This window comes from Acidilobus saccharovorans 345-15 (assembly GCF_000144915.1).
In the GTDB taxonomy this organism is placed as follows: domain Archaea; phylum Thermoproteota; class Thermoprotei_A; order Sulfolobales; family Acidilobaceae; genus Acidilobus; species Acidilobus saccharovorans.
In genome coordinates, this window is record NC_014374.1 from 479,977 (window position 1) to 503,349 (window position 23,373).

The 23,373-nt window shown below is 56.9% G+C and carries 29 protein-coding genes; 6 read left to right on the plus strand and 23 right to left on the minus strand.

All coding sequences use genetic code 11. From position 1 onward, the window contains the following. Window positions 1-55: 55 nt before the first annotated feature. Genes ASAC_RS02450 through ASAC_RS02470 form a run of 5 tightly spaced genes read right to left on the minus strand, consistent with a single transcriptional unit; the run spans window position 56 to window position 3,337 of the window. Window positions 56-1,120 carry a tRNA (guanine-N1)-methyltransferase gene (locus tag ASAC_RS02450; protein ID WP_013266396.1) on the minus strand — a complete coding sequence of 355 codons (1,065 nt, stop codon included), beginning with the start codon at window positions 1,118-1,120 and terminating at the stop codon, window positions 56-58. Window positions 1,121-1,122: 2 nt separating this feature from the next. Then, complete coding sequence (gene rnhB / locus ASAC_RS02455; RefSeq protein ID WP_013266397.1) at window positions 1,123-1,794, minus strand: ribonuclease HII; 672 nt, start codon at window positions 1,792-1,794, stop codon at window positions 1,123-1,125. Window positions 1,795-1,836: 42 nt separating this feature from the next. Next, window positions 1,837-2,286 (minus strand): metal-sulfur cluster assembly factor, encoded by a 450-nt coding sequence (locus ASAC_RS02460; RefSeq protein ID WP_013266398.1) that lies wholly within the window; start codon window positions 2,284-2,286, stop codon window positions 1,837-1,839. Between the two features lie 60 nt (window positions 2,287-2,346). Continuing rightward, on the minus strand, window positions 2,347-2,541 hold the full coding sequence (locus tag ASAC_RS02465; protein ID WP_013266399.1) for a hypothetical protein: 195 nt from the start codon (window positions 2,539-2,541) through the stop codon (window positions 2,347-2,349). Beyond that, on the minus strand, window positions 2,522-3,337 hold the full coding sequence (locus ASAC_RS02470; protein ID WP_013266400.1) for a nicotinamide mononucleotide deamidase-related protein: 816 nt from the start codon (window positions 3,335-3,337) through the stop codon (window positions 2,522-2,524). Before ASAC_RS02470 ends, ASAC_RS02465 begins: the two co-directional genes overlap by 20 nt. Before the next feature lie 116 nt (window positions 3,338-3,453). Between ASAC_RS02470 and ASAC_RS02475 the strand changes: the two genes are divergently transcribed. Continuing rightward, complete coding sequence (locus ASAC_RS02475) at window positions 3,454-3,705, plus strand: hypothetical protein (protein WP_013266401.1); 252 nt, start codon at window positions 3,454-3,456, stop codon at window positions 3,703-3,705. Here ASAC_RS02475 and ASAC_RS02480 read toward each other — a convergent pair. Further along, a complete protein-coding gene (locus tag ASAC_RS02480; protein ID WP_013266402.1) occupies window positions 3,677-4,348 on the minus strand; it encodes a V-type ATP synthase subunit D in 672 nt (223 codons plus the stop codon). The two genes, ASAC_RS02475 and ASAC_RS02480, sit on opposite strands and share 29 nt — an antisense overlap. Window positions 4,349-4,426: 78 nt before the next feature. Between ASAC_RS02480 and ASAC_RS02485 the strand changes: the two genes are divergently transcribed. Beyond that, a complete protein-coding gene (locus ASAC_RS02485; RefSeq protein ID WP_013266403.1) occupies window positions 4,427-5,512 on the plus strand; it encodes a pelota family protein in 1,086 nt (361 codons plus the stop codon). On the opposite strand, the gene ASAC_RS02490 is transcribed toward ASAC_RS02485, so the two are convergent. The 11 genes from ASAC_RS02490 to ASAC_RS02540 form a co-directional block, all read right to left on the minus strand. Next, window positions 5,487-6,281, minus strand: a complete 795-nt coding sequence (locus ASAC_RS02490) for an inositol monophosphatase family protein (protein WP_013266404.1) — start codon at window positions 6,279-6,281, stop codon at window positions 5,487-5,489. The genes ASAC_RS02485 and ASAC_RS02490 overlap by 26 nt on opposite strands. A gap of 60 nt (window positions 6,282-6,341) precedes the next feature. Further along, complete coding sequence (locus ASAC_RS02495; protein WP_013266405.1) at window positions 6,342-7,442, minus strand: MFS transporter; 1,101 nt, start codon at window positions 7,440-7,442, stop codon at window positions 6,342-6,344. Between the two features lie 7 nt (window positions 7,443-7,449). Next, window positions 7,450-8,496: a glycosyltransferase family 4 protein gene (locus ASAC_RS02500; protein ID WP_048812745.1), complete on the minus strand. Its 1,047-nt coding sequence runs from the start codon at window positions 8,494-8,496 to the stop codon at window positions 7,450-7,452. A gap of 5 nt (window positions 8,497-8,501) precedes the next feature. Continuing rightward, complete coding sequence (locus ASAC_RS02505) at window positions 8,502-9,773, minus strand: NAD-dependent epimerase/dehydratase family protein (protein ID WP_013266407.1); 1,272 nt, start codon at window positions 9,771-9,773, stop codon at window positions 8,502-8,504. A gap of 94 nt (window positions 9,774-9,867) precedes the next feature. Continuing rightward, a complete protein-coding gene (locus tag ASAC_RS02510) occupies window positions 9,868-10,152 on the minus strand; it encodes a winged helix-turn-helix domain-containing protein (protein WP_048812746.1) in 285 nt (94 codons plus the stop codon). After that, window positions 10,149-10,808 carry a hypothetical protein gene (locus tag ASAC_RS02515; protein ID WP_013266409.1) on the minus strand — a complete coding sequence of 220 codons (660 nt, stop codon included), beginning with the start codon at window positions 10,806-10,808 and terminating at the stop codon, window positions 10,149-10,151. The genes ASAC_RS02510 and ASAC_RS02515 overlap by 4 nt, the downstream gene beginning before the upstream one ends. 60 nt (window positions 10,809-10,868) lie before the next feature. Continuing rightward, the gene (locus tag ASAC_RS02520) at window positions 10,869-11,687 is read right to left on the minus strand and encodes a carbohydrate kinase family protein (RefSeq protein ID WP_013266410.1); all 819 of its coding nucleotides are present in this window, start codon (window positions 11,685-11,687) and stop codon (window positions 10,869-10,871) included. Then, window positions 11,684-12,736, minus strand: coding sequence for a potassium channel family protein (locus ASAC_RS02525; RefSeq protein WP_013266411.1), 1,053 nt, complete (start codon window positions 12,734-12,736; stop codon window positions 11,684-11,686). The genes ASAC_RS02520 and ASAC_RS02525 overlap by 4 nt, the downstream gene beginning before the upstream one ends. Window positions 12,737-12,786: 50 nt before the next feature. Beyond that, entirely contained in the window at window positions 12,787-13,422 is a 636-nt protein-coding gene (locus ASAC_RS02530) for a thiaminase II/PqqC family protein (RefSeq protein WP_013266412.1), read from the minus strand. A gap of 44 nt (window positions 13,423-13,466) precedes the next feature. Further along, complete coding sequence (locus ASAC_RS02535) at window positions 13,467-14,678, minus strand: MFS transporter (RefSeq protein WP_013266413.1); 1,212 nt, start codon at window positions 14,676-14,678, stop codon at window positions 13,467-13,469. A gap of 32 nt (window positions 14,679-14,710) precedes the next feature. Continuing rightward, window positions 14,711-15,052, minus strand: coding sequence for an MGMT family protein (locus ASAC_RS02540; protein WP_013266414.1), 342 nt, complete (start codon window positions 15,050-15,052; stop codon window positions 14,711-14,713). Between the two features lie 73 nt (window positions 15,053-15,125). Between ASAC_RS02540 and ASAC_RS02545 the strand changes: the two genes are divergently transcribed. Beyond that, window positions 15,126-15,638, plus strand: coding sequence for a DUF1641 domain-containing protein (locus ASAC_RS02545; protein ID WP_013266415.1), 513 nt, complete (start codon window positions 15,126-15,128; stop codon window positions 15,636-15,638). Between the two features lie 72 nt (window positions 15,639-15,710). Here ASAC_RS02545 and ASAC_RS02550 read toward each other — a convergent pair whose 3' ends face one another. The 5 genes from ASAC_RS02550 to ASAC_RS02570 all read right to left on the minus strand — a co-directional run bounded on the left by ASAC_RS02550 (window position 15,711) and on the right by ASAC_RS02570 (window position 19,746). Next, window positions 15,711-15,962 (minus strand): ferredoxin, encoded by a 252-nt coding sequence (locus ASAC_RS02550; RefSeq protein WP_013266416.1) that lies wholly within the window; start codon window positions 15,960-15,962, stop codon window positions 15,711-15,713. Between the two features lie 114 nt (window positions 15,963-16,076). Further along, window positions 16,077-16,712, minus strand: coding sequence for a superoxide dismutase (locus ASAC_RS02555; protein ID WP_013266417.1), 636 nt, complete (start codon window positions 16,710-16,712; stop codon window positions 16,077-16,079). 55 nt (window positions 16,713-16,767) lie between these two features. Then, window positions 16,768-17,511, minus strand: a complete 744-nt coding sequence (locus tag ASAC_RS02560; protein WP_013266418.1) for an ABC transporter ATP-binding protein — start codon at window positions 17,509-17,511, stop codon at window positions 16,768-16,770. Further along, entirely contained in the window at window positions 17,505-18,494 is a 990-nt protein-coding gene (locus ASAC_RS02565; RefSeq protein WP_013266419.1) for a FecCD family ABC transporter permease, read from the minus strand. The genes ASAC_RS02560 and ASAC_RS02565 overlap by 7 nt, the downstream gene beginning before the upstream one ends. Next, window positions 18,475-19,746 (minus strand): ABC transporter substrate-binding protein, encoded by a 1,272-nt coding sequence (locus ASAC_RS02570; RefSeq protein ID WP_013266420.1) that lies wholly within the window; start codon window positions 19,744-19,746, stop codon window positions 18,475-18,477. Before ASAC_RS02570 ends, ASAC_RS02565 begins: the two co-directional genes overlap by 20 nt. Before the next feature lie 126 nt (window positions 19,747-19,872). Here ASAC_RS02570 and ASAC_RS02575 point away from each other — a divergent pair, with 126 nt between their 5' ends. From ASAC_RS02575 to ASAC_RS02585, 3 genes are all read left to right on the plus strand, one after another. After that, the gene (locus ASAC_RS02575) at window positions 19,873-20,757 is read left to right on the plus strand and encodes an eIF2B alpha/beta/delta subunit family protein (protein WP_013266421.1); all 885 of its coding nucleotides are present in this window, start codon (window positions 19,873-19,875) and stop codon (window positions 20,755-20,757) included. Between the two features lie 16 nt (window positions 20,758-20,773). Beyond that, entirely contained in the window at window positions 20,774-21,121 is a 348-nt protein-coding gene (locus tag ASAC_RS02580; protein WP_048812957.1) for a hypothetical protein, read from the plus strand. 135 nt (window positions 21,122-21,256) lie between these two features. Beyond that, a complete protein-coding gene (locus ASAC_RS02585; protein WP_013266423.1) occupies window positions 21,257-22,162 on the plus strand; it encodes a mechanosensitive ion channel family protein in 906 nt (301 codons plus the stop codon). On the opposite strand, the gene ASAC_RS02590 is transcribed toward ASAC_RS02585, so the two are convergent. After that, window positions 22,159-23,247 (minus strand): MFS transporter, encoded by a 1,089-nt coding sequence (locus ASAC_RS02590; RefSeq protein WP_013266424.1) that lies wholly within the window; start codon window positions 23,245-23,247, stop codon window positions 22,159-22,161. The genes ASAC_RS02585 and ASAC_RS02590 overlap by 4 nt on opposite strands. Window positions 23,248-23,373: the final 126 nt, after the last annotated feature.

Genomic DNA, 23,373 nt, shown 5'->3' on the forward strand with positions numbered 1-23,373 from the left:
GATCTTTTAACCAGAAGCCTAGGCCTTTGTCGCTTTAAAGCCAAAGAGCGCCATTTCAGCCGCTGTTTACAACCTCCACGTGGGCGCGCCTGGCGGCCTCAAGGAACTCGTCATAGGTGAGGGGAAGCCATGACCTCAGCTGTTCATAGAGATCATTGTTCACCCTGTTTGTGCCCTTGTCGTTGGAGTACTTCACTATCTCCCTGTAGGCCCTAGCTATTCTGTCCTTCTTGCTCATAGTTGTTATTATGGCCTTCTCTATGTCGCCGCCGTAGAGGTAGCGGCTCTTGAGGAGGACCTCTACTATCCTGTTTATTCTCTCAGGAACCCCTATTACAGAGCCCTTGAGCTCTATCCTCCTTGGCACGCCCCACGGCACAAGGCTGTCCAGCATTCTGCTGAGGCCAGGCCTCGGTATCTTGTCCACGATGCCCCCTATCAGGAAGGCATCAGCGGTCATCACGTCGTCCGGCTTGAGGGGCGTAGAGGCGTCAGGCCTCAGTATTATGACCTTGTCGGCGTCGTATCCCCAAAGGACCTCGCTGGGCCTGGCGTTGACTATGGCCACCTTGTTGACGCCCATGACTTCATTTATCCACTTGGCGGTCTCTTCATCAGCTCCCGTTATTGACATGTGGGCGTCCCACAGGTACTCCCTTATCACTGAGAGCGTGACTCCCAGCTGAAGCCTGAGCTTAGAGAGTTCCTCGGGCGTGTGCAGGAACTTCATGCTGAGGTCTATCACGAAGAGGGGAAGTGGGGGCTGAGGCAGGTAGTCAAGGAGCGCTCTCCACGGGACGGTCTTCTCAGTGGGGGAGGGCTTCCTCACTATTACGGCATCAGCATTAACGTCTCCCTTGCCGTACACTATTGACTTGTTCTTGCCCTTCCACTCGGTCTCGTAAGCCTTCTTGCCCTTGAAGGTCTCCTCGCCGAGGAAGTACTCCCTTATCAGCATCTCAACCGCCGCGTACTGGAAGCCCAGCCTGTAGAGCCTGTCCCCCTCAAGCCACTCCCTTGACCCAAGCACGTCATAACCATAGGCGTCCATAAGCTTGAGGAGGGCCCCAGAAGGCCTTGACTCTAGGCTCTGCTGAACTTTATCGCTCGTCTCCAGCACCCCTATACCATGAAGTCCTCAAGTGTCCTCCTAGGGCTTTTAGCTTTCCTAACAAAAGCGTTGGTGCCCCTCAAGGTGCCCCAGGAGTACCTTATTATTGGTGGCCTGGCGCCGGAGGAGAGCACCTTCATGACCCAGCTCACGGTCAGCGGGTCCGAAGGGTAGCCGCTGCCCTCAACCCCATACATTGACCTGAGCACTTCTATCCTGCGGTCCCTTATTACCTTGGCAATTATGCTCGCCGCTGAGACTACTACATAGTTTGCGTCAGCCTTAGGCTCCACTACGAGCCTTCCCCTGAAGCCAAGCCTCTTAAGCTCCCCAGGAAGGATCCTGAGCTCGCCGAACTTGTCGATATAGATGGCCTTGACGAGCTCGGGCCTCAGCCTGCTGAGCAGGACCTTTAATCCTTTGAGCGCAGCCCTCTCCTCAAGCACGTTGACGTTCTCCCTGTCTATCTCGGCTGGCGGTATTGGAACTACAACGAACTCGCCAAGCCTCACTATAGACCTGTAGAGCGTCTCCCTCGAGTGGGGGGTTAACTGCTTGCTGTCCCTCACGCCCATATCTTTAAGGAGGCCCAGGTTCTCCTCCTTGGTTGCAAAGCACGCCAGCATCAGCTCTCCGACAAGGCTCCCCCTTCCAGCCTCGTCAACGCCTATTATCCAGCTCACGACGCCCTGCCTACGCTAACGGCTATAGCTCTGGGTAAAGCTTTATGCGTTGCCCTGCTGCGGGCTCTGCTCTTCGTTCATCTGCTGGTACCTCTGCTTCCACTCCTCAACTACGTCATAGCCATATACTTCCTTGAGCAGCTCCCTGCCCTCCTCGCTGACCATGTCAGGGCTCCAGGGCGGGTCAAAAGTCACGTCAATCTCTATGTCATCCTCGCTGATTCCAGGAACCCTGTCTAATATGGCCTGCTCAACGTAGCCTAGTATTGAGCCTGTTACGGGGCAGCCGACAGCCGTCAGCGTCATAAGTACCCTGACCTTGGGCTTCCCGTTCTCCTTGGTGGCCTCTATCTCATAGACTAGGCCAAGGTTGAATATATCAACAGGTATTTCCGGGTCATAGACCTCTTTGAGCGCGTCCTCAACGAGCTTTATCAGCTCTGGGTCGCCGCTCACCTTAAGCTTAGGTGGCCCTGCGCGGTTCTCAGCCAAGGCTTACCTCCTCATAGTAAGGTTCGCGGGAAAATTTATATAAAGCCGTTTAGACTCCGCTCAGCTCTCGCGGAGCACCTCGTCCCTGTAGAGCCAAAGTACTATGAGGTATGAGATCCAGGGGGCCGCCAACATTATAGCTGCGCCCAGGAAAAGGTAGGCCCTGCCAAGCCTGGGGCTCATGGCAACCAGAGCTCCCCCTGCGGCGGCTATAGAGAAGGTCAACACTAGCTTGTCACGAACAGCCCTCCTCACTAATCTTTCCGCCGAGCTTCTGCGCTCCAACTTTGACAGCCTCCAGGGCTGACATGGCCTTAGTCAGGGCCTCCTCCCTCGTGTTTCCCGAGGCCAGGACTTTTATCTCTAGGATGGGGTTCCCGACCTCCACCCCCTTGGGGTGGCTCTTTACGTAGCAGCCTGGGTTCTTCCTTTCAGCCTCCTCGACGAAGGGGGCGAGCGACGACTCGGGCACGCCAACTACCTTGAAGCCGCACTCCACCACCGACAGCTGCGGGGCTATAGCCTTAAGCCTTGGCATTACCTCCTCCTCAAATATCGCCTCCATCTCCTTGGGCACGCCGGGGAGTGAGACTATTATGGTGCTGCCGAGGTCAAGCCATGAGCCTGGGGCGGTCCCCGCTGAGTTCCTCAGCGCCACCGCCCCCTCGGGCATGTAGGCCATCTTCTCCCTCTCCTTAGTCATCTGCATGCCGCCCTGGCTGTACTTGGCTAAGACCATCTCGTAAGCCTCCTTGTTCAGCACAAGCCTGCGGTTAGTGGCCAGGGCCACGGCCTCCAGGGTCCTGTCATCATACGTTGGCCCGAGCCCCCCGGTGGTTATGACTAGCCTTACGCCATGTGACAGGGCCCTCCTTATTTCATCGCCTATCTGCTCGAGGTCGTCAGGGGTCACTATAATCCTCTCGACGCTGAACCCTAGGAAGGTCAGCTTTCTGGCAAGCCACGCGGCGTTGGTGTTCACTATCCTTCCTATCAATATCTCGTTGCCTATGGTCAGCAGCCACGCCTTGGGGCCCTGCTGTAGGGCCATATGCAAACCCTCATGCTAAGTGAGGTCCGAGGGAAAACAGCGTTGCGCTTCGGAAGTATTACTACGTGTGATACCCTTAGTGAGCCCTAGGAGTAAGTAAGTACCGGTGAGAAGGGGTGACCTTAGAGGCCCTGCAGTACGCTGTAAACTCCGTGTTTGGTCACTTTGGCGGGCTCCAGCTGAGCTCCGCGGGTAACGTGCTTGCCCTAGTAGGCATTGCAATGCTGCTCGCCATAATAGTAATAGGGGGAGTGGTGCTCATAGCCAGGGGCATAAAAGCAATAGGAAACCTGACGCCGGGCAAGTTCCTGGCGGTGCTCATAGGCCTTGCCGTGGCGTTCATAGTTGTTGGGGCGTTGGCGCCCTAGCGGCCCTGCTCTCCTCAGCAGCCGTGAGCATTCTTTTGAGGTGCTTGAGCCTGACGAAGTCCTCCCTTTCCCTCTCGTCAAGCACCATAGATATGAACTTTATGGCCCTCTCGTAGCTTGGTATTATGACGTAATCGAGCGAGTTGATGAGCCTCTGCGTCCTCTTCAGCTCCTCTATCAGCCTAGTTATGGTCTCCTCGTACTGGGCAAGCCTAAGTATTGCGGGCACCTCCTCCCTTAGCATAACGTAGCTTTCTACCAGGTCAGGCGAGGAGCCGGGAGGTATGGCGGGAGTCGCCACAGACGTAGGTATGAGCTGAAACACGGGAGCCCTTACCGTGAACATAACCGTAACCCCGGCCTTTATCCTGAGAGAGCTCTTCACGGAATCGGCGTAGGCCCACGTCCTCTGTATGCCCTCGGAGGCCTCACCCCTGTAGAACTCTGTGAACATCTCCTCAAGCCTGCTGTAGACCTCCTTCTGGTACCTGTTGTAGTCCTCCGCGACGCTCCTTATGTAGTGAAGCAGGACGTCCCTCTTCTCCTCGAGTACCCTCCTAATCCTCCTTATGGTGGCGTACTCCCTTCGCAGCCTTATCAAGTTTATCTTTGTTGGCAGCGTGCTCCTGACGTCTATGGCCAAGCCTCAGGCCCCAGTGTCTACGGGCTATGCTAGACTTTAAGCGGTGCGGTCCACCTGGACTAGGAAAGGAAGCACGGCATGGAGGTCAGGCTGCTGGACTCCAAGGCCAGGTACATAGAGGTGCTGCCCAGAAGCGAGGAGGACCTGTGGACGTTAGCTATGACCTTAAGGCAGGGGGACCTTATCAGGACTGTCGTCACCCGTGACGTGAGCGGAAGGGACGCAAAGAGCAAGGAGAGGAGGCCCATCGAGGTCCTGTTAAGGGTTGAGAACGTTGAATTTCAGCCGTTCACTGGGGCCCTGAGGATCTTTGGCGTCATTGAGGAGGGCCCAGACAGGTTCGGCGTCAAGGGCAAGCACCAGTCGGCCTACATAGGGCTCAACCAGTGGGTAACCCTCATAAGGGACGGGGGGTGGAGCCAGAGGATTATAGAGAAGCTGAGGGCGAGCGGGCCCAGGGGCAAGGCAATTATACTCGCTGTTGACTACGAGAGCTACGCGCTGGCGGTCCTGACGCCTGTGGGCCTAAGGGTGCTTTACGAGAACCCCCTCTCCCTGGGCTCCAAGGATGACCCGAGGAGGGAGGCTAACCTTGAGGAGGCTATAGATAGAATTGCCAACGAGCTTGTCGAGCAGGCCTCCAAGGAGAGCGCAAACGTAGTCGTGGTCGCAGGCCCAACTGCTGTGAAGGACGAGGTGGCGTCAAAGGTAAGGCTCCTGGCCCGCGGCCTGAGAGTCGTAGAGGACACCGTCTCCTCTGGGGGCATAGAGGGGGTCTATGAAGTTATGAGAAGGCAGAGCGTGCTGGAGGCGCTTAACGAGATGAATAGCGTTAGGGCTGAGAGCATACTTGACGAGTTCATGAAGCTCGTCTCCACAAGCCCCGACCTGGTGGCCTACACGCTCCCTGAGGTAAAGCTGGCAGCGGAGCTGGGGGCCGTGAGGTCCCTAGTTATAATTGACTCCCTTCTCTACTCCATCGATGATAGTGAAAGGGAGACGGCCCAGAATATAATTGAGAGCGTGGAGTCCAGGGGAGGAGAGGTCGTAGTGATAACCAGGGAGTCCCCGGCATCAGACACCGTGGCCTCCATGGGGGGCGTGATAGCCATCCTGAGGTACAAGGTGCCCAGGGAGCTCAGGGAGGCTCAGAGACCGCCCTGATGATATCCCCTGCCCTCTCCTTCCTGACAACTATAACGTCGCCGACCACCGACACCTTATCTATGTCCCCGCTCAGCTCATCGCCCCTGGAGTTCAGCGTGGCGGCGCCGCACTCCCTGGCTATGCCAAGGGCCGCAGCCACGTCAACGTTCCTCAGCTTATCCCTGAGGTCAATGAAGGCAAGCCCTCTGCCAAGGCCTACCATGGCTATCTCTAGGGCTGAGCTGCCGAGGCTCCGGACCTTGAGCTTAGGCATATAATTGAAAAGCCTGGATATCCTGTAAGCCTCCTCAGGCCTCTCAACGTAGACAAAAACTATCTCGCTCTCAGAGGTCGCCGGCGAAACCCTCTCGCTGCCCTCAAAGCATCCCTCTCCCCTGCCAAAGGATATGGTCTTGCCGAACCCTATGGGGGCCACCGCGCCGGCCACTGCATCGGACAGGGACCTGGAGCCTGGCGGTATAACAGCTATGGAAACCGAGCACCACGGTATGCAGTTCTCATAGTTGAGGCTCCCGTCCAGGGGGTCCACTATGAAGGTGTAGTCCCCGCTGCCCATGACTCCGCTTTCCTCGCTCACCATCCTGAAGCTTAGGCCCTGAGCCTTGAGGTCCTCGAATATGGCCCTCTCGGACTCAAGGTCAGCCCTTATGGTTTCCCCCTTGACCTTCTTTGTTGACTCCGTGCACCACTCCTCCCTCAGCATCCTGGCGGCCCCCTCAGCTATCTTGACCACCAGTGACCTGAGGTCCTCTACCTCCTTGCTCATCTCTCATCCCCTGCACCTGTTCCAATCAGCGATTTAAAGTGGAAGCACTGGCCGTCGGGCTCAGAGGACCAGGGCCAGCGACAACGCGACGACTGCGAGGGGCACAGAAATTATGTATATGTGCTCTATAGCGCCCAGCGTAACCATAAGCGAGGCCACAAGCGGGGCGAGCACCTCTCCAGCACCTGAGGAGAGAGCTATCACGTAGCTAGCCTTGATCTCGCTGTCGGGGGACGACTCGAACGACTCATAGAGTGAGACAGGGTAAATGAGCGCGTGAGGCACGCCGAAGAGTATAATGCCGGCGGTTACAAGCATTGTGGCGTTAGTTGACAGCAGGGCAGTTGATACTGTGAGGGCCGCCAACGCTGTGATCTCCGCGGCCCTCACGTTCTTGAGTCTAATTGAGGCAAGCCTTATGGCTGCCGATATTATAAACATGGCCGTCAGGAGCCCAAAGGCCTGTCCAGTGCTCATGCCCAGCACTTTAATTGCGTAGAGGGACCAGTAGGATAAGACCAGCGGAAATATTGTAGAGTACAGGAAGTTCACGTAAAAGGCCTTAGTGAACCTCCGCGTGGTGAAGAACCTCTTGACGTCGCTAAGCCCAGGCAACTTTATGTGTACGTTGGCGTGGGACGGCACAGGCGTTAAGAGCACGTGGGCCGCTGAGGCGACGGCCACCGCCCCAGCAGCGATGAAGACTATCCAGAGCTTTGAGGGCGGCATCAGCGAGGAGACCAGCGTGGCGGTGATGAGTCCAAGGGAGAGTCCCAGGGAGTAGCTGCCCAGCCCCTCCATGGGTCTTTCCCTTGGCGAAAGCCTGTGCAATGACGGTGCCAGCGCGGAGCCTGCCATCCCAGACCCAAAGCCAGCAACTATAATGCTTAGGACAGCGAGCTTTGGGCTCACGGCTAAGGTTATGAGCCCCAGCGCCATGAGCGGAAGCCCTACAAGGCTACTTGCCTTGGCCCTTTTAGCCAGGGTCGCCGCGAGCGAGCCAATGGCTATTGATGCCCACATCAAGATTACCATGTAGGAGATGAGCGGGGTCTTAACGCCTGTGATCGCGAGAAAGGCCACGGCGGTGGCCTGAAGGGACGCAGTGGCGAACCTTATGGAGGCGGCGGAAAGCACGAAGCCTACTGACTCCCTCCTCAAGAGCCCCTCAGCCTTCTAAAGCCTGCCTATACACCTTAAGGAGGCTTTCCCCTATAACTTCAGGGTCGTGGTCCCTCCTGACGACTTCCTGTGCCCTTAAAGAGAGGCTCTCCCTGAGGCCCTGGTCGCTAACGAGCTTCTCCAGGGAGTCAGCAAGCATATCGTAGTCGTCCCTTTCTATTATAAGACCTGCCTCCCCGACGAGCTCAGGAAGGGCGCCTACGTTGGTCACTATTGGGACGGCCCCATAGGCCATAGCCTCAAGCACAGTCAAGTTATATGCCTCAGCCCTGCTTGGGGCAAGCACGACGTCGGTCGTGGGCATAATGACATCATGTAAGGTGTCATCGTCGACCTTATCAAAGGCCCTGACCCCTTTAAGCCCTACCTTAGCGAGCCTTGACGCATTGGGGCCGACAACTATTAGCCTCACGTTGTTAAAGTGCCTGTGAACCCTTACAAACGCCTTAAGCGACACGTCGAGCCCCTTTCTAATGGGATCCCTGGCTATTATCAGTATGTTAACGGCATCGTGGGGCCTTCTGCTCTTGACGGAAACTGGGGGAGGGATGACGTGAACTTTCGAGCTTGGCACTCCGTCCCTCACGAAGCCCTCGTGGGCCCACTTGGACCAGGTTATCACGGCCCTACAGTTGTCGTCAACAAGCCTGTCCACGAGGGCCCCTGTAATGATGTTCTTGGCGACATCTGGCACGTTAACGTACTCATCAAGGTACTGTCCAGGGCTCTCGTCACTCTCGTGAATCCACGGCACCGAAGTGCGAGTTAGGTCTATGAAGAAGCTGTGGACCAGGTCAAAGCCCTCCCCGAGCGGCGTCCTGAGGACCCTTGAGGCCTGTCTGACGAGCGACCTGAGCAGCTCCAGGGGCGAGAGCTCGCTGTAGTTGGCTGGGGCCTCATACATCTTTGAGCGCTGCAGGGCAAAGTACCTCACGTGCGGGGGCGGGTTGAGGAGCCTCAGCAGCGGCCCTCTCCTTAACTTCCCAATTCTCCTGTCATACTCGGAGAGCAGCAGCACCTTAAGCTCGTCCAACGGGGTCACCCAAAGCCCGCCAGCTTGAGTATCTCGTTTACAGTCAGAGGCCTCTCGACTTCCCTGGGCAGGCTGAAGCCCTGCCTGTCGTAGATGTACGAGTCCTTCCACCTGGCATACGGGTAGATAAGCTCCTTCATGGACTCAGCCCTGGACCTGTACTTTATGACATCCTCGAAGATCTCCCTTATGACGTCCTTCATGTCCTTCTCCCTGTGGAACCCAAGCGAGGGGAGTATCCTGTGCTCTACGTCATAGAAGTGTTCTTCCTTTTCAACTCTCGGGTCCTCGACCCTCTCATAGTCAACGTCTATGCCGTACTCCCTGGCGACCTCAGCGACCATCTGGGCCAGGGTCAGCGTATCATAGATCATGTCAAGCTGGTTGACAGTCCTGTACTCGCCCTCCTTGGGCGGGTTCTCGAGGAGCAGAGTCATCGCGTTGATACTGTCGTACAGCGACAGGAAGCCTCTGGTCTGCCTTCCCTTGCCGTAGATCAGGAGCTTCTTCAGGAGGACTGCCTGGACCACGTACTTGTTTATCACCGTGCCCCAGGTGGAGTCAAAGTCAAGCCTGGTCTGAAGCTCCTCGGCTATTGTGGTTTCGTGCGTCCTTGTTCCGAAGACAACGCCCTGCATTATGTCGGTTACCCTGAGGCCGTAGATCTCGTTTGCGAGGAGCAGGTTGTATGTGTCGAAGATCTTGCTGAGGTGGTAAAAGCTCTGGCCCATCCTTGGGAACATGAACTTGTCCTTACGGCCCCCATACTCTATCTCTATGTCACCTTCCGTTATAGTGATGTTGGGAGTCCCGTACTCCCCCATGGAGCCCATCTTAAGCAGGTGAGCGTTGGGCGCGTGCCTTGCCAAGGAGAAGATTATATTGAGGTTTCCAACAACGTTGTTTACCTCTGTGTAGACAGCATGCCTCTGGTCTATCATGCTGAACGGGGCAGACCTCTGGTGAGCCAGGTGAACCACCGCTGAAGGCTTATACTTAGCTATGACTTCATCGACTCTCTGAGGGTCCCTCACGTCGCCTGGCTCAAATACGAGGTTGTCCCTTCCTGTGTATTCCTTAAAAGCCTTGAGCCTCTCGGCCATGGCGGCTATGGGGATTAAGCTGTCCGAGTTCACAGATTTTACGAGCAGCCTAGTTGACATGTTATCAAATATGACTACATCGTCGCTAGTTCTCATCGCAAGGTGCATCGCAAGGGGCCATCCAATGTAGCCGTCGCCGCCGAAAACTATTATTGGTCCCTTGAGCTGTGGCATTGCCTTTCATCATTGCTAGGAATGTCATTCCCTCCAAATAAGCAGTTTGTACTCGGAGTACAGTGCGCTCCTTTCTGAGGCAGTTCACTTCATTTTAAAGTGAGAGCCCGAAGCCCCTGAGGAAGTAGTCCATTCTGCGGAGCTCGCGGTAGAAGTTCATGCCCTTCTCCGTCAGCACGAGGTAGTTACCATCGTTGCCTCTCTCCTCTATTATAAATCCCTTCTCCTCGAGCTCCGAGAGGTACATAATGAACCTGTCATAGGGAAGGTTAGCGCTTGAGAGCACGTGCGAGAACCTCGCCCTGCCGTTTTCGTCTGCTATGCTTTTCAGCACGTCGTAGTAGATTTTCAGCCTGCTCCTCGGCGGCGACCTGCTCAATACCTGCTCCACCTCAGCAGGAAGAGCGCCAGCAGCGCGAACGAGACGAACTGAACGAGCTCGCCGTAGATGTAGAAGTAGGGGTCCCTGACGGCCGAGGAGTACAGCATTATTACGTGTGACGCCAGCAGGAAGCCGAAGGAGAGCAGGATAAGCCTTGAGACCTTGCTTCCCCCTCTGCTCTCGAGCAGGAGGCCCTCAAAGACGACTATTGAGAGGAGGGTTATTGACATAACCTGAGACGAGTCGAACACGAGGTGACCTAAAAGGAAGTACTCCCTCAGCTGCCTCGGCTCAATTACCAGTGCTCCCAGGGCCCCCCAGTAGGCGGCCTTGGTGTAACCTATTGCAAACACCAGGTAGGCCACGTTCTGCAGGAGCAGGTAGGAGACTCCAGCGAGGTAGGTCAGCCTGGCGTCCTCATATATGTTGCCTATGCCTAGCCCTAATGACATGCTGAGCCACCCCTGTATTATAAGGCCGATGCCGAGGAGCAGGAACCCAAAGCTTATGTAGTTCAGGGGAGACGCCCTTACCGTCCTCTGGTACATGAACGCTATGTAGCTCGTGATCAGCGCCACTACCCCGCTCAGCAGGCTCAGCATGCCGCCCAGCGTTATGAAGTCCCTGAGTAACATCAGCTGGCCTCCTGCCATGATTTGGCTGCGGGGACAAGTTTAAAAGTATAAAAATAAACCTGAGAGGGCCGCCCAAGGTTAGGACTGGCCGAGCACCTTAGCCTTTGAGAGCCTCCTCATTATTTCAAGGAAGTCCTCCTGAGACCTAAGGTAGGCCTCGTCGAGGGGCAGGCCCTGCATAAGGAACCTGTGAGAGACCAGCGCAAGCATGACGTCCCCCGCCCCGGTCCTGTCCTCGAGCAGCTCGTTGCCCTGAGGCGACGGCACGGCGGTGACCTTGCCACCAACGTAGATCAGCGCCCCGCCAGGCCCCACGGTATAGAGCACGTTGGGGAACTTCCTCGCAAGGGACTCGGCGACGGACTCGCCAGCGTCGTCATTGGAGAGGTGAACCAGGGAAACGTGCTCAGGGCTCAGCCTCTCCCACCACCCGTCGCCCAAGCTCCTTGAGAAGCCCTGCACGTCAACGCTTACCCTCCTGCCCCTGAGCGCGCTGGAGCCTAGTAGCTCCGGGGGCACCTCGGAGTACACGGGGGATATGATTACAAGGTCAGGGTCGCACTCCTTAAGGGCGGAGTAAAGGTCGTCAGCCGTGAGCGGACCAGAGACGCTCTCTATTGTTGACCTCCTGGCCGGCGACCCAGGGTCATAGTAGTGGGCGAAAACGTAACCCTCGCCGCGGCCCTCGCAGCAGATCCTCCTTATGCCAAGGGACGACTCCAGCTTCAGGGTGGGGCTGACCAGGCGGCCGTACGTTCCCAGCGCGCACACCTCATATCCAAGGCTCCTAAGGGCGAAGCCGGCGTAAAGGGCTGGCCCGCCGGCCTGAAGTCTGACCACGCCGTTAGGAAGCCTCACCCTGTCGAGCGTTGGGGAGGCTACTATAATCGCCCTCAAGAAGGTCCACCACCCGCCGAGCATATCTCCCTTATTCCGGTAAACTTGGTTGGGTCCCCAAGGACCACGAGGCCGTCGCCCTCCTTGAGCTTAAAGTCCATGGAGAAGTATGGAGTGAAGACGCCGTTACGCTCCACTAGGACAGGTATGACCCCCTTCGGCAGCTCCCTTAAGGCCATGCCATCGCACTTGGAGCCCTTCTCAACCTTGAAGAAGCCGATGCCGTAGCCCGCCTGGCGAAGCGCCTTGCTGCTGCCCTCTGTAGACTCCAGCAGCACTCCTCCAAGGTTGCTCGACAGAGCCATGCCCGCCAAGGCCCTCCCTATGAACCTCCTGAGCCTAACTACCTGCGTCGCCCCTGAGTCTAGGAACACGTCGGTTAGATCCTCGTTGTGTATCATTACCACCGTCCTGACCTTCGGGTTAAGCCTCCTCACCCTGATGAGGGCCGTGAGCGAGTCGGAGTCGCTCTCAAGGGCTATTATTACAACTGCCGCTGACTCTACCCCGGCCGCCCTCAGCTCCCTTTCGCTTGTCGGGTTCCCTATTATAACCCTGTGGTTCTGAAGGCTAGCAGCCAGGGACTCGTTGCTCGTAACCATGATGTACTCAATCCCCATCCTGTCCAGCTCTGCCGCCACCTCAGGCACGTCGCCAAGCACCACCACGTGGTCCTTCACGTGCGAAGCCCTCCACCTGGCCCTGGCGTCAGTCCACACAGTCCTCTTAGTTATGGTTGAGACTATATTCATTACTATGGTTGTGTAGGTGGCCACCGATGCTAATACTAGGGCCGTCAGGAACAGCTTTTCGGAGTCCGGCATAGCGTTTATCGACGGGGTGTAGAGGCCTATGGTGGTCACCAGGCCCACGGACGCGTATATTGCAGACACCAGGTCAATGTGCTGGAAGTACATGAAGACGTAGGCGGTTATAGCTATTATAACGGCAAGGGCTGCCATCTGCGGCATAAGCCTTGAGAGCACGGAATAAGGAGCTGAGAGGACCTCAAGCACCTCCAGCAGCAGCCTGCTGCGAGTCCTTACCATTAAGCCCTTGGGCCTAGATGGGGCGGCGGCCTTAATAGCCTTGTGCAGGCTCAGTAAACGGTTGGATCCTTCCTGAGGGCCGACTCCCAGAAGGATATCTCGAACCTGACGCTGTTGACAAAGGCCCTCTGCATCTCCGGCGTCACGCTATACTGGTCAAGCACCTCAAGCACGGCCCTCACGCGCGAGTTATAGTCGTCAGAGGCGTAGAACTCCCCCCAGGTCCTGTAAAGGGGATCGCTGGAGTGCATAACATAGCTGCCGACCTCGCTGTAGCCCCACATGCAGGGGGCCCACGCCGCCAGGAACTCCGGCCAGCCTAGCGACGCGTAGTAGTTAAGGTGTCTCGTGTAGGCGTAGCTGGTCAGGTTCATGCCTGTGGAGCTCACCTCGACCTCGCCTATGTTGAGCTCGCTGAAGAGCCTTGAGTGCACCTCGGCCCCGCGCTCAGGGTTTGCAAAGACCGCCAGGAGGACCTTAACCGCCTCTGGCAGGGGCGCCTGGGAGGCCGCCCTTATGACGGCCCTCTGCATCTCTTCCACGTACTTAGAGTCCTGTATCAGGTAGTACCTGAACGCGTCCCTCGGCAAAGTCCCGTCACGGAGCATCTCAACAAACCGACTCCTCACGTACTGGTTCCACAGGTCCCCAGCCGACTGCCTGAGGACCTCAGAGGCCCTAGCCAAGTTAGGTCCCGCTTACTACTGTTGGTGGTAAAATAAAAGCTAGCTTAGGGGCCTTCAGCAATCATGGGGGGCCTGACAAGCACGGCTGAGGCCCTCCGGGCAAAGAACATCGTGGCGCCGAAGATAACGGCGACTATGGGCACTATGCTCAGTATAGTGGTCTGATACCCGGCGGCCGTCACTATGGCTCCAAGCGCGGCCGGCAGCCCGGAGCCTATTATCATCATTATTGAGAAGAAGTAGCTGTTGGCGGCGTTAAGGCTCCTTGGCTCGAAAGTCCTTGATATAGAGATCACGCTGAGCGTGTAGGTGAGCCCGTGTGGAATTCCAAGTAGCAGCAGTGCAGCCATGTACACCAGCAGTGTGGGCGAGGCCCAGGCTGCTATGAGGCCCAGGAGCGTGAGGCTTGACGAGAGTATCATTAGCCTCACCACGTTATATGGGGGCCTTATGGCCAGCACGAGCCTCCCCAAGAATGACGTTGTGTAGAATAATGAGTATAACAGGAGCGCTATGGAGTCGCTCACGTGAAACCTGTACTCGGCGTAGAGGCCAGCAAAGCTTGTTATGAAGGCGAAGGGCACTGAGTATGTTAAATTATTGAGGGAGGCCGCTATGAACCCGTTGTTGGCAAGTATCGAGGTCACGCTGGGCCTGGTTGAACCCTTGGAGGGGTGCCCCTCCTCAGGGAACCTGACCAGGGGGGCCATGACGGCGACGAGGGCGGCTATAGGCTCAAAGAAGATGAAGGAGGCCTTAAGCCCAACATATTTAACTATAACGGAGTCTATGGCAGGGCCCACGAGTAGGGACGTGCTGAGGGCGAGCGTGTATATGGTCAGAAGCCTCTCCCTTGCCTTGAGGTCCCTAACGCTTCCAGCGGAGGTCATTATGTTAGGCATTATAGGGCCCAGCGCCATGCCGGCAGCCACGGCGAGCACCCAGACGGTCAGAGGACTTGAGAAGGCGTAGAGCGGGAAGAGCGCTGCGTAGGCTATAGCCGCTGCCACGAAGAACCTTCTTCTGGACACCGCAGGAAGCCTGGCGTTTATGAAGGTGCTCGAGACGAAGGTGGACCCCATGAAGGCCGTAGCTATAAGCCCTACGGCGAGGCCGTTAAAGTTGAAAAGCCTCTTGACAAGGAGGGGCAGCGTGGTGGCTATCATATTATTTGAGGCCCTGGCGCCGAACGTCACCAGTATCACTATGGCCGCTATCACCGCGAACGAGTCTCCACTGCCTTTGGCTGCCTTCATTTAGTTTCACCTTTATCTGTCAGCGCGAGACTTTACGTATTACGGCTAGTCACCCATAAATTTTTATCTATAGACCTCAGGTCCCTGACTATGAAGTCCTCGAGCACTTTGCCCTTCTCATCAAACCTGACGCCCTCGGATAGCAGGAGCAGCCTCTTTACTTCAGGACCTCCAAAGGCGTAGCCGCCGAGGCTCCTGTCGGACATTATCACCCTGTGGCATGGCACCTCAATGGGCCTTGGGTTTCTCTTTAGCGCTCTGGCCACCGCCCTGGGGGAAACGCCCAGCAGCTCAGCTATGGCTTTGTAAGTGGTCACCTTACCTCTTGGTATTGCCTTGACGACCTCGTAGACCCTTTCATCCAGGCTGTTCACAGCTGGCCCTAAGTAATTATTTAAGAACTACTTATAAAGGCGTAACTATTAGAAGAAGGCTGAGGAGAGCAGGTTGAGCGAAGACAACATTAAGGCCGCCCAGCTGCTTGGCGCGGCCCTGGGCGCCTTCGTGTCCTCGCTGCTCACCGCCCTTCCAGCGTCGCTGGAGGAGATTGCAAGGCAGGGCGGCCAGAGCGAGGGACCGTCGAGCCAGATAGCGAGGTGGGCCGTTTCCACCTCTCAGGAGATATCAAGGGTGTTAGACTCAAAGCTGCCCCCTCAGGAGGTTGGCAAGTTGGTTGAGGAGCTGGTGGTGTCCTTCAAGGGGCTTGCCAGCGTTGCCATAGAGCTCTCAAAGACCCTGGGCGACCCGCAGGTGGCCGAGGTCATAAGGAGGACCTCGGAGGGCTTTAAGAAGAGCCTTAACCTCATATCGCCATCTTATTACGACCCCATGGCAATGGTAAGGGCCATGTCAGACCCTGACGTGGCCTACGCGCTGGGCGTCATACTTGCTATACTTAAGGCCTTTGGTGTGGCCCTCAGGGTATCCGCGGACAAGGCCGTGGGAGGCTCAAAAATCTAGTCTTAGGTCAACAAAAACCTTGGGGCTTAGAAGGCTAGCGTTAGGCCCTTTTTAACTGAGAAGCTTTCGGCTTCAGTAAGAGCCGTTAGGCCCCTCGTAGTGAATTATCTGCGTCGGACAGCTCTTGGCTGCCGCGTCAACGCAGTCCTGGAATTCGTCCGGCACCTCGCCGTGGTTTATGTCGTTGGGGTCGGCCCTCCACTTGGCTATTATCTGGCTCTTGCCGTCCACGTCACTCATCTCAAAGACGTCTCCGCACAGGCTCACGCAGACCATGTCAGCTATGCAGTTGTCCCTGGGGTCTATCCTGACCTTTATGGTCATTTTTGGTCCCACCTCTCAGTAGTTTTTAGAAAGAAAAAAGCAAGAATATGTACCTAAAAATTAAAAACTAAATGATAACAAAAATATATACAGACCTATTTATTGTTCATAAGATCAAAGTATCAGTTTTGGCGTGTTCAAGGCCTTCTGGTACCTGGCCTCGACGTCGTCCCAGTTTATCAGGTCCCACCAGCTGTCAACGTACTTGGCCCTGTCGTTCCTGTAGTCTATGTAGTAGGCGTGCTCGAACACGTCAACCGCCAGCAGTGGTATCAGGTTTGTGGTGACGACGTTGTTGTGCTTCTCAACCTGCAGTATCCTCAGGTCGCCTGTGACCGGGTCATATGCAAGTATGGCCCATCCCACGCCCTCAACGTTCTTGGCCGCGTCGCCGAAGAGCTTCTTAAACTTGTCAAAGGAGCCGAAGAACTTGTTTATTGCGTCCCCAATGGCGCCTCCAGGGGTTCCTCCACCCTTGCCCTTGGGAGCCATGTTAAGCCAGTAGAGCGTGTGAAGTATGTGTCCTCCGTAGTTGAACTCGAAGTCCCTGCTCACGGCCCTCACGTCTATGTCAGTCAGCTGGCCGTTGAGGTACTTCTCAAGCTTGTCAAGAGCAGCGTTGGCGCCGTTGACGTAGCCCAGGTGGTGCTTGTCGTGGTGATACCTTAGCGTTTCAGCGCTTATTATTGGCTCGAGAGCATCATAATTATACGGAAGAGGCGGGAGCTCGTACCTCTTGAGGGAGACCACTCTTCTCGCCCAGGAGCTCAGGGCGCTGCTGGAATATAAACTGATGTATGATTATTCACTTAGAAAATCTTTTTAAGAGTAGTTCAGGCATGTAAGATGGCGTGTTCCTGTCCACGCGCCTTATACTGATCCCATAGACGTCGCTCAGGAGCTCTTCACTTAAGGCCTCCCTGGGCGGGCCAAACGACACCAGCCTGCCGGACTTCAGCACGGCAACGTTGTCCGCCACGGCGGTATACTCTATGTCGTGCGTGGCCACCACTACTGAGACCCCATCCCCTGCGAGCTCCTGCAGCAGTTCAATGACCTTGGTCCTGTTGGTGACGTCTAGGAACGCGGTGGGCTCGTCAAGTATGAGCAGCCTTGGGTCACGGGACAGGGCCGCGGCCAGGAGCAGGAGCCTCTGCTCGCCGCTGCTCATCGATATGACAGGCCTGTTGGCGAGCCCTCCCAGGCCAAACCTGCCCAGGACCTCCAGGAACCTCTCCCTCCAGAGGCCGTCAGGGGGGCGGTAGTTCATGGCAAGGGCCACGTCGAGGCCCCTGGCCATGAGGTCCAGGGAGGGCTGCGCGGGCACATATGATATGTACCTGCGGTACTCCTCCGGCCTAACCCCATCAAGCTCAACGGACCCCCTGAACTTTACGAGCCCGGCCAGGGCCCTCAGCAGCGTCGTCTTGCCAGCCCCGTTGGGACCTATTATCATGAGCAGGCCTGAGCTGTGCGTGAAGCTTATGTCATTCAGTATGTGGACGCCGTTTACCTCATAGCTGAGGTTTTTTACAGCCACGCTTACCATGAGCCCTCGCTCCTCGACTTTAACAGTATGTAGACCAGGAGGGGGGCCCCAAAGACGCTGGTGACGGCGGTGAGCGGCGCCTCTGAGGGATATATTACAAGCCTCGCAGCTATGTCGCTGAGCACCGTGAGGGTAGCGCCTATAGTGGCTGCCGCTGGAAGCACTGTGGTGAAGTTGCTCCCATACATGCGCCTTGCAAGCCACGGCGACACGAGGCCTATGAAGCCCACTGGGCCTGACATGGCTACGACTGCCGACGTCGCGGAGGAGGCCAGCAGGAATGACAGGGCCCTCACTAGGCTGACGTTGACGCCCAGGCTCCTGGCGACCTCGTCGCCAAGCATGAACGTGTTGACTTTCCTTGCCAGGAGGAGGAGCCCTGCCAGGGACGCCGCCGCCACGGCCGCGGACTTCTCAAGTATATTAGCCGTCACGAAGGCCACGCTGCCGAACATCCAGTAAAGGGCCCCAGGCAGCCTCGGGCCGAGGTCTATCATGAGGAACATCGTCAGGCCGCTCAACAGGTAGGAGGCGGCGACGCCAGTTATTAAGAAGGTGGACGCGCCGCCGCCAGCAAGTGAGGAGACCACGGTAACCAGGGCGAGCGTAAGGAGCCCCCCAGCCATCGCCGCGGCGTACAGCTCAAGGAAGCCCACGCGGCCCAGGTATATCATGAGCGTGACCCCCAGCAGGGCCCCCGAGGCCACGCCTGCCAGGTAAGGGTCGACGAGGGGGTTGCGGAGCGTGTACTGCAGGGATGCCCCGGCTGAGGCCAGGGACACGCCTAGGACTATGGCTGCGGCCGTCCTGGTCAGCCTGTATACTATAATATAAAAGTAGGTGCTAGGTATGTCATGGCCTACCATCAGGTCCACCAGCTGGGGCAGGCCGACCCTGGAGTAGGGGCCTATGGACACCGACGCCAGCGAGGCCAGCGCCAGCAGTATCGGGGGCGCCAGCCACCTAAGCTGGCCCGCCCTCAAGGTTCACACCTGGCACGCCCAAGGTTGACGGCGAGATCACGCTTGGCAGGCTGCTTATGTTGAAGGCCTGCGGGTGGAGTATCTCAGCTATGAGCAGGGCCCCGTACGGCGCGAGCACGGAGGGTTCGCTCAGGACGCTCTCGTACCAGCCCTCAACCAGGTAAACCCTACCTGAGGCTATGGCGCTGATGTTCTTGTAGGCTGGCCCTATGGAAGAGTTGAGCCACTGTATAAGGTAGGACTCATTGAAGAGACCCCCGTTGCTCATCAATATTATCACCTGCGGGTTCACCTCAAGGAGCTCCTCGGCGGTCACCACTGGCCACCCGCTGCTGTTGGCAAAGGCGTTGACCCCGCCGCCAAGCGTTATAAGGTTGTCCTGGAAGGTGCCGCCGCCGGCCACGTAGGTTGGGTTCACCCAGAGTATTATTGCCACCCTGACCTCCGGGAGGCCATGAAGCCTCGACTCCAGGGAGTCAACTATGGCGGAGTCGTTCTCTACAATGCTTACAGCATCCTTTACGTGGCCTGTGGCCTCGCCTACCATAATTATGGACTTATACACGTCGCTCAGGGAGCTCGACGAGGGCAGCAGGAGCACGGGTATGCCGTACTGGCTGAGCACCGAGGCTATGTAGTTGTTGTAGCCCCACCCCGCGGTCCCAATGACTAGGTCAGGCCTCAGCGCAAGTATGGCCTCAACGCTCGGGGAGCTCCAGGTGCTGCCGATGCTGGCCACGGAGCCGTTCTGGTAGAGCTTATTTATTGTGTAGTTGAAGGGCGGCGGAAGGTACACGAGGCTGTCATTGTCAACTCCGACCAGCTGGCCGGCGGCACCTACGGCAAGCGCTATCTCGGTGGAGGCCGGGTCAAGGGTCACTACTCTGTGGGGCATGGAGGGCACGTAGACGGTCTGGTTGAGCGCGTCAACTATGGCAACGGGGAACCCTATGCTCGCCTCAAGGCCTGAGACCTCGCCCCTTATCTTGGCTACCTGGGAGCTGACGCTCGTGTTAAGCTGCGACAGCAGCTCCCCAAGGTACTCACTCTCGTTGGCTAGCCTGCTCGACACCTCACTCATTACGGTGCTGTTTATATTTGACACCGAGGAGCTGATGTCGCTGAGCTTCCTGTTAATCACCTGGACCTGGTACATGGAGTAAGCAGTTAGCCCCACGAGAACCACCATAATTATCAGCGTTGCCGCCAGGAGGACCGTCGACGCGGACCCCTTAGCACCTCCTAGGCTCATATGAGATCCCTGGATACCGTATCCAGGCATCTAATTAAAAGCTTTCGTCCCAGCGCGAACGTAAAAGGCCTAGTCCCTGCGAAAAGGAAAAATCCCTTTTTGTTCCCAGCGTGCCCTGGGGGTAATGTGCTGGAAAGCATACGAAGGGCTGTGCTTGAGGTTTCATCAGAGCAGATAAGGGGGGCCTCATGGTCCGCTGAGACGCTTGCCAGGGCCGTCATTGATGACTTCTCGGGCGGCAGGGCGTCGTGCGATAACGTGGACAGCATCTCAGGCCTGCTCATATCGGCCAACCCAACTATGGGAAGTATAGACAGCCTCGTGTGGGCGCTAAAGGAGGCGTGCTACAGCGGCAGGACACTTAAGGACGGGGCCGAGGCCTTCCTTGACTATATGAAGTGGTCAAGGGAGGAGGTCGTCAGGCACGCCGTGGACTTAGTCAAGGGCCAGCCGATAAGCGTCATCACGATAAGTTACAGCAGCAACGTAGTTGACGTTCTGACTTCTCTACAGAACATGGTCAGGAAGGTCTACGTTCTTGAGAGCCTGCCAGGAGGCGAGGGGAGGAACGCGGCGGCGGAGCTCAGGTCAAGAAGGCTTGACGTGGAGTTAATAGTGGACGCGGCGGCTAGCTCCTACGTGGGACGCACAGACATGGTTCTCATAGGCGCGGACAACGTAACTTCCGATGGCTGCATATACAACAAGGTGGGCTCCAAGAACCTCGCAATACTCGCCGGCTACTTTGGAAAGCCGGTGATTGCCGTGTTCGAGCCGTACAAGATAACGGAGGACTCCCAGTGCGGGGGCGTCAAGTTGGTGGAAAGGAGTTACCAGGCCGACCCTTGGGGCGAGGTGAGCTACAAAGTTTTTGATGAGTTGACCAGGGACCTGGTTGACGCGGTGCTCAGCGTGAGGGGGCTAACAGATAACACCCCCGCCCAGATATCCTCCCTCAGGAGGTCCTTTGAGGAGTGGGTGATGTCAAGGATTGAAGGAAGGCAGCGATGAGGACAATGAGGCCCCTCTGACGGAGCTGGAGAAGCTAATCCTGGCGCACATATACAAGTACGGGCCTGACAGCCCGTGGTACATGGCCAGGAGGCTCATGGGGGCCAGCGGGTGGGCCCCTAAGTACAGCGAGGACGAGATAGAGCAGGCTTGCAACGACCTGGAGGCTAAGGGGTACCTAACCAGGTTCAAGGGACAACTTAAGAGGGAAGTGACCTCCTCAGTCAAGCCGTGGCTTAAGTTCAAGTCCAGGGAGATGGGCCACAAGCCAAACGGCGTCTACTACGACTTAACCAAGGCGGGAAGGAAGCTGGCGTCAACGATCTACAAGGCCATGAGGCAGGAGGGAACTCACGATATCTAAACTAAAATAGCCTCTAGCTTACCATGAGCCTGGCTAACAAGATTTAAGGGACCTCTGCCTGTGGTGAGGTCCCTTGGGTGCAAGATGGCTGTAAGCAGCACTTATAATGCAATGCCGCGGCGTCCTGGCCACAGCATGCTGTACTTCCTTTTGCTGTCAGCCTTAGTGGTAGTTATAGTAATACTTGTGGGCTACGTGCTTATAAAGCTGAAACTCATACCGACCGGGTTCGAAGACTACGTCTATGGCGTGCTTTGGCTCATAGCTTCAGTGACCGTGACGCAGCTAATTGCAATAGCCCTTAGGAACAGGCTCGCCTCGACGGTGGGCCCCGCCAACGCCTCCTCCGTGGCCTTCATAGTGAGGCTCAGCGGCTACGTGATAGCGTTCGTGGTGTTCCTGGCAATAATAAGGGTGGGGGTAACAGAGGCCCTGGCGGCTGGCGGCTTTGCGGGGCTGGTGGTAGGACTTGCCTCGCAGTTCGTCCTCTCTAACATATTTGGAGGCATCGTAATAATACTTACAAGGCCCTTCAAGGTAGGCGACAGGATAACGTTCAGCACATGGCAGTATGGCCTCATAGTGCCCTCCTACCCACCCAAGTTCTTCTCAACAGACTACCTGATACCTGGCTATACTGGAGTTGTGCAGGAGATAAACCTGATGTACACGGTTATACTCTCAGACGACAACGTCCCGGTAAAGGTGCCGAACAGCATCATGGCTCAGGCGGCAATATTTGTGCACTCGGACAACGAGGTCAGGAGGGTCAGGACCCGCTACGAGGTCCCCAAGGACCTTGACCCTGAGACGGTCATAGAGAGGCTCAAGAAGGAGCTTTCATCGCTCCCTATAGTAGCCGATGTGCCAACAATAAGGGTCATAGAGACCAGCCAGAGCACCTACGTTATAGCAATAGATGCCAGGTGCAAGACCATGTTTGAGGACGAGGCGCGGCACAACATCCTGATAACAGTGATGAAGACCGTCAAGGCGATTCAGGAGGAGCAGAAGAGGGCTAAGCCGGCTGGCCAGCCTTAGCGTCCCCTCCTCCTGGCCTCCACGGCGGCTAACATTAACGCCGAGGCCAACAGGGGTGAGCCTACGACAAGGGCCCCAGCGCCGTAGCCGCCTTCTATAAGCGCGGCTATCACGACGCCGCCCAAGAGGCCGCTGAACGCCTTACCGGTGTACATAGCGGCGTTATTTGACGTTGAGAAGGCCTCGCCGTAGAGGTCGCCGACAATGCTGAAGAACAGCGGTATCTGGGCGCCGTTGAAGAAGCCTACGAGGGATACCGCGACTACCTTGGCGAGCGCAGGGCCATAAAGTGCCAGGGCCGAGGAGAAGGCTATTATGAGGAGTGACGCCAATATGGTCCTGGGCCTTCCCAGCTTATCAGATAAGGCCCCAAGCGCGGGCCTTCCAAGGCCGCTTGACAGGGGGAAGAGGGAGGCGGCCACGCCAAAGAGGTACCCCTTGAGGTCCGTCAGCCTCCCCAGCGAGCTTGAGAAGGACACCAGCGGAACCAGGGAGAGGACGAAGGTAACGTAAAGCAGCCACCAGCTGGGCGACCTGACAGTCGTTGTAAGGTCGACCCCCCTGAGCCCCCTTGGATACTCTATGAGCGATGAGATGACCGTAAGCGCCGCCAGCTCCACGACCCCTATGGTTAGGCTCGCCTCCCTGAAGCTCCTCGAGAGGCCTATGAATGGGTTAGCCACCGCGGCCCCAAGGCCGAAGCCAAGGCTCACGAGCCCAGTGGCAAGGCCCCTTCTATCAGGGAACCACTTCACCGCGGCGTTTGAGGCTATGCCGTAAAGTACCCCCTCGCCCACGCTCCCAGCGCTCCAGAAGGCGTAAAACTCTATCAGGGAAGTAGAGAAGGCCGTGCCCAGGAAGCCCATGGCTGAGAGCAGCGAGGCGAGGGGCGCTATGAGCCTTGGCCCCCTCCTGTCCACGAGTGGGCTCACTGCCAGCTGTGAAGCTGTCGAGAATATTGCAAAGAGAGTGAAGGCCACGCTGACCTTAAGGAAGTTTATGTGAAGCCCTGAGGCTATCAGCGGGCTGAGGACGCTCCAGGAGTACTGGTAAAGAGAGTTAAAGGCCATCACTATGAAGCTCATGGCCAGGAGCCCGCTCCTTCTCGTCTCTAGGCACCTCGCTAGCTGACCCTTTTCTCTAGCCCTTTGAGTGTTTTATCGTTAAGCACCCGCGGGGCGCGCAGGTGGGCCCTCTGTTCGGTATCAGAC

Excerpts from the sequence above, each read along its gene's own strand:
- ASAC_RS02470 (WP_013266400.1), bottom strand. The coding sequence starts at position 3,337 with ATGGCCCTACAGCAGGGCCCCAAGGCGTGGCTGCTGACCATAGGCAAC.
- ASAC_RS02485 (WP_013266403.1), top strand. The coding sequence starts at position 4,427 with ATGGAGGTCAGGCTGCTGGACTCCAAGGCCAGGTACATAGAGGTGCTG.
- ASAC_RS02490 (WP_013266404.1), bottom strand. The coding sequence starts at position 6,281 with ATGAGCAAGGAGGTAGAGGACCTCAGGTCACTGGTGGTCAAGATAGCT.
- ASAC_RS02505 (WP_013266407.1), bottom strand. The coding sequence starts at position 9,773 with ATGCCACAGCTCAAGGGACCAATAATAGTTTTCGGCGGCGACGGCTAC.
- ASAC_RS02515 (WP_013266409.1), bottom strand. The coding sequence starts at position 10,808 with ATGGCAGGAGGCCAGCTGATGTTACTCAGGGACTTCATAACGCTGGGC.
- ASAC_RS02525 (WP_013266411.1), bottom strand. The coding sequence starts at position 12,736 with ATGGTAAGGACTCGCAGCAGGCTGCTGCTGGAGGTGCTTGAGGTCCTC.
- ASAC_RS02535 (WP_013266413.1), bottom strand. The coding sequence starts at position 14,678 with ATGAAGGCAGCCAAAGGCAGTGGAGACTCGTTCGCGGTGATAGCGGCC.
- ASAC_RS02550 (WP_013266416.1), bottom strand. The coding sequence starts at position 15,962 with ATGACCATAAAGGTCAGGATAGACCCCAGGGACAACTGCATAGCTGAC.
- ASAC_RS02560 (WP_013266418.1), bottom strand. The coding sequence starts at position 17,511 with ATGGTAAGCGTGGCTGTAAAAAACCTCAGCTATGAGGTAAACGGCGTC.
- ASAC_RS02570 (WP_013266420.1), bottom strand. The coding sequence starts at position 19,746 with ATGAGCCTAGGAGGTGCTAAGGGGTCCGCGTCGACGGTCCTCCTGGCG.
- ASAC_RS02585 (WP_013266423.1), top strand. The coding sequence starts at position 21,257 with ATGCTGTACTTCCTTTTGCTGTCAGCCTTAGTGGTAGTTATAGTAATA.
- ASAC_RS02590 (WP_013266424.1), bottom strand. The coding sequence starts at position 23,247 with ATGAGCTTCATAGTGATGGCCTTTAACTCTCTTTACCAGTACTCCTGG.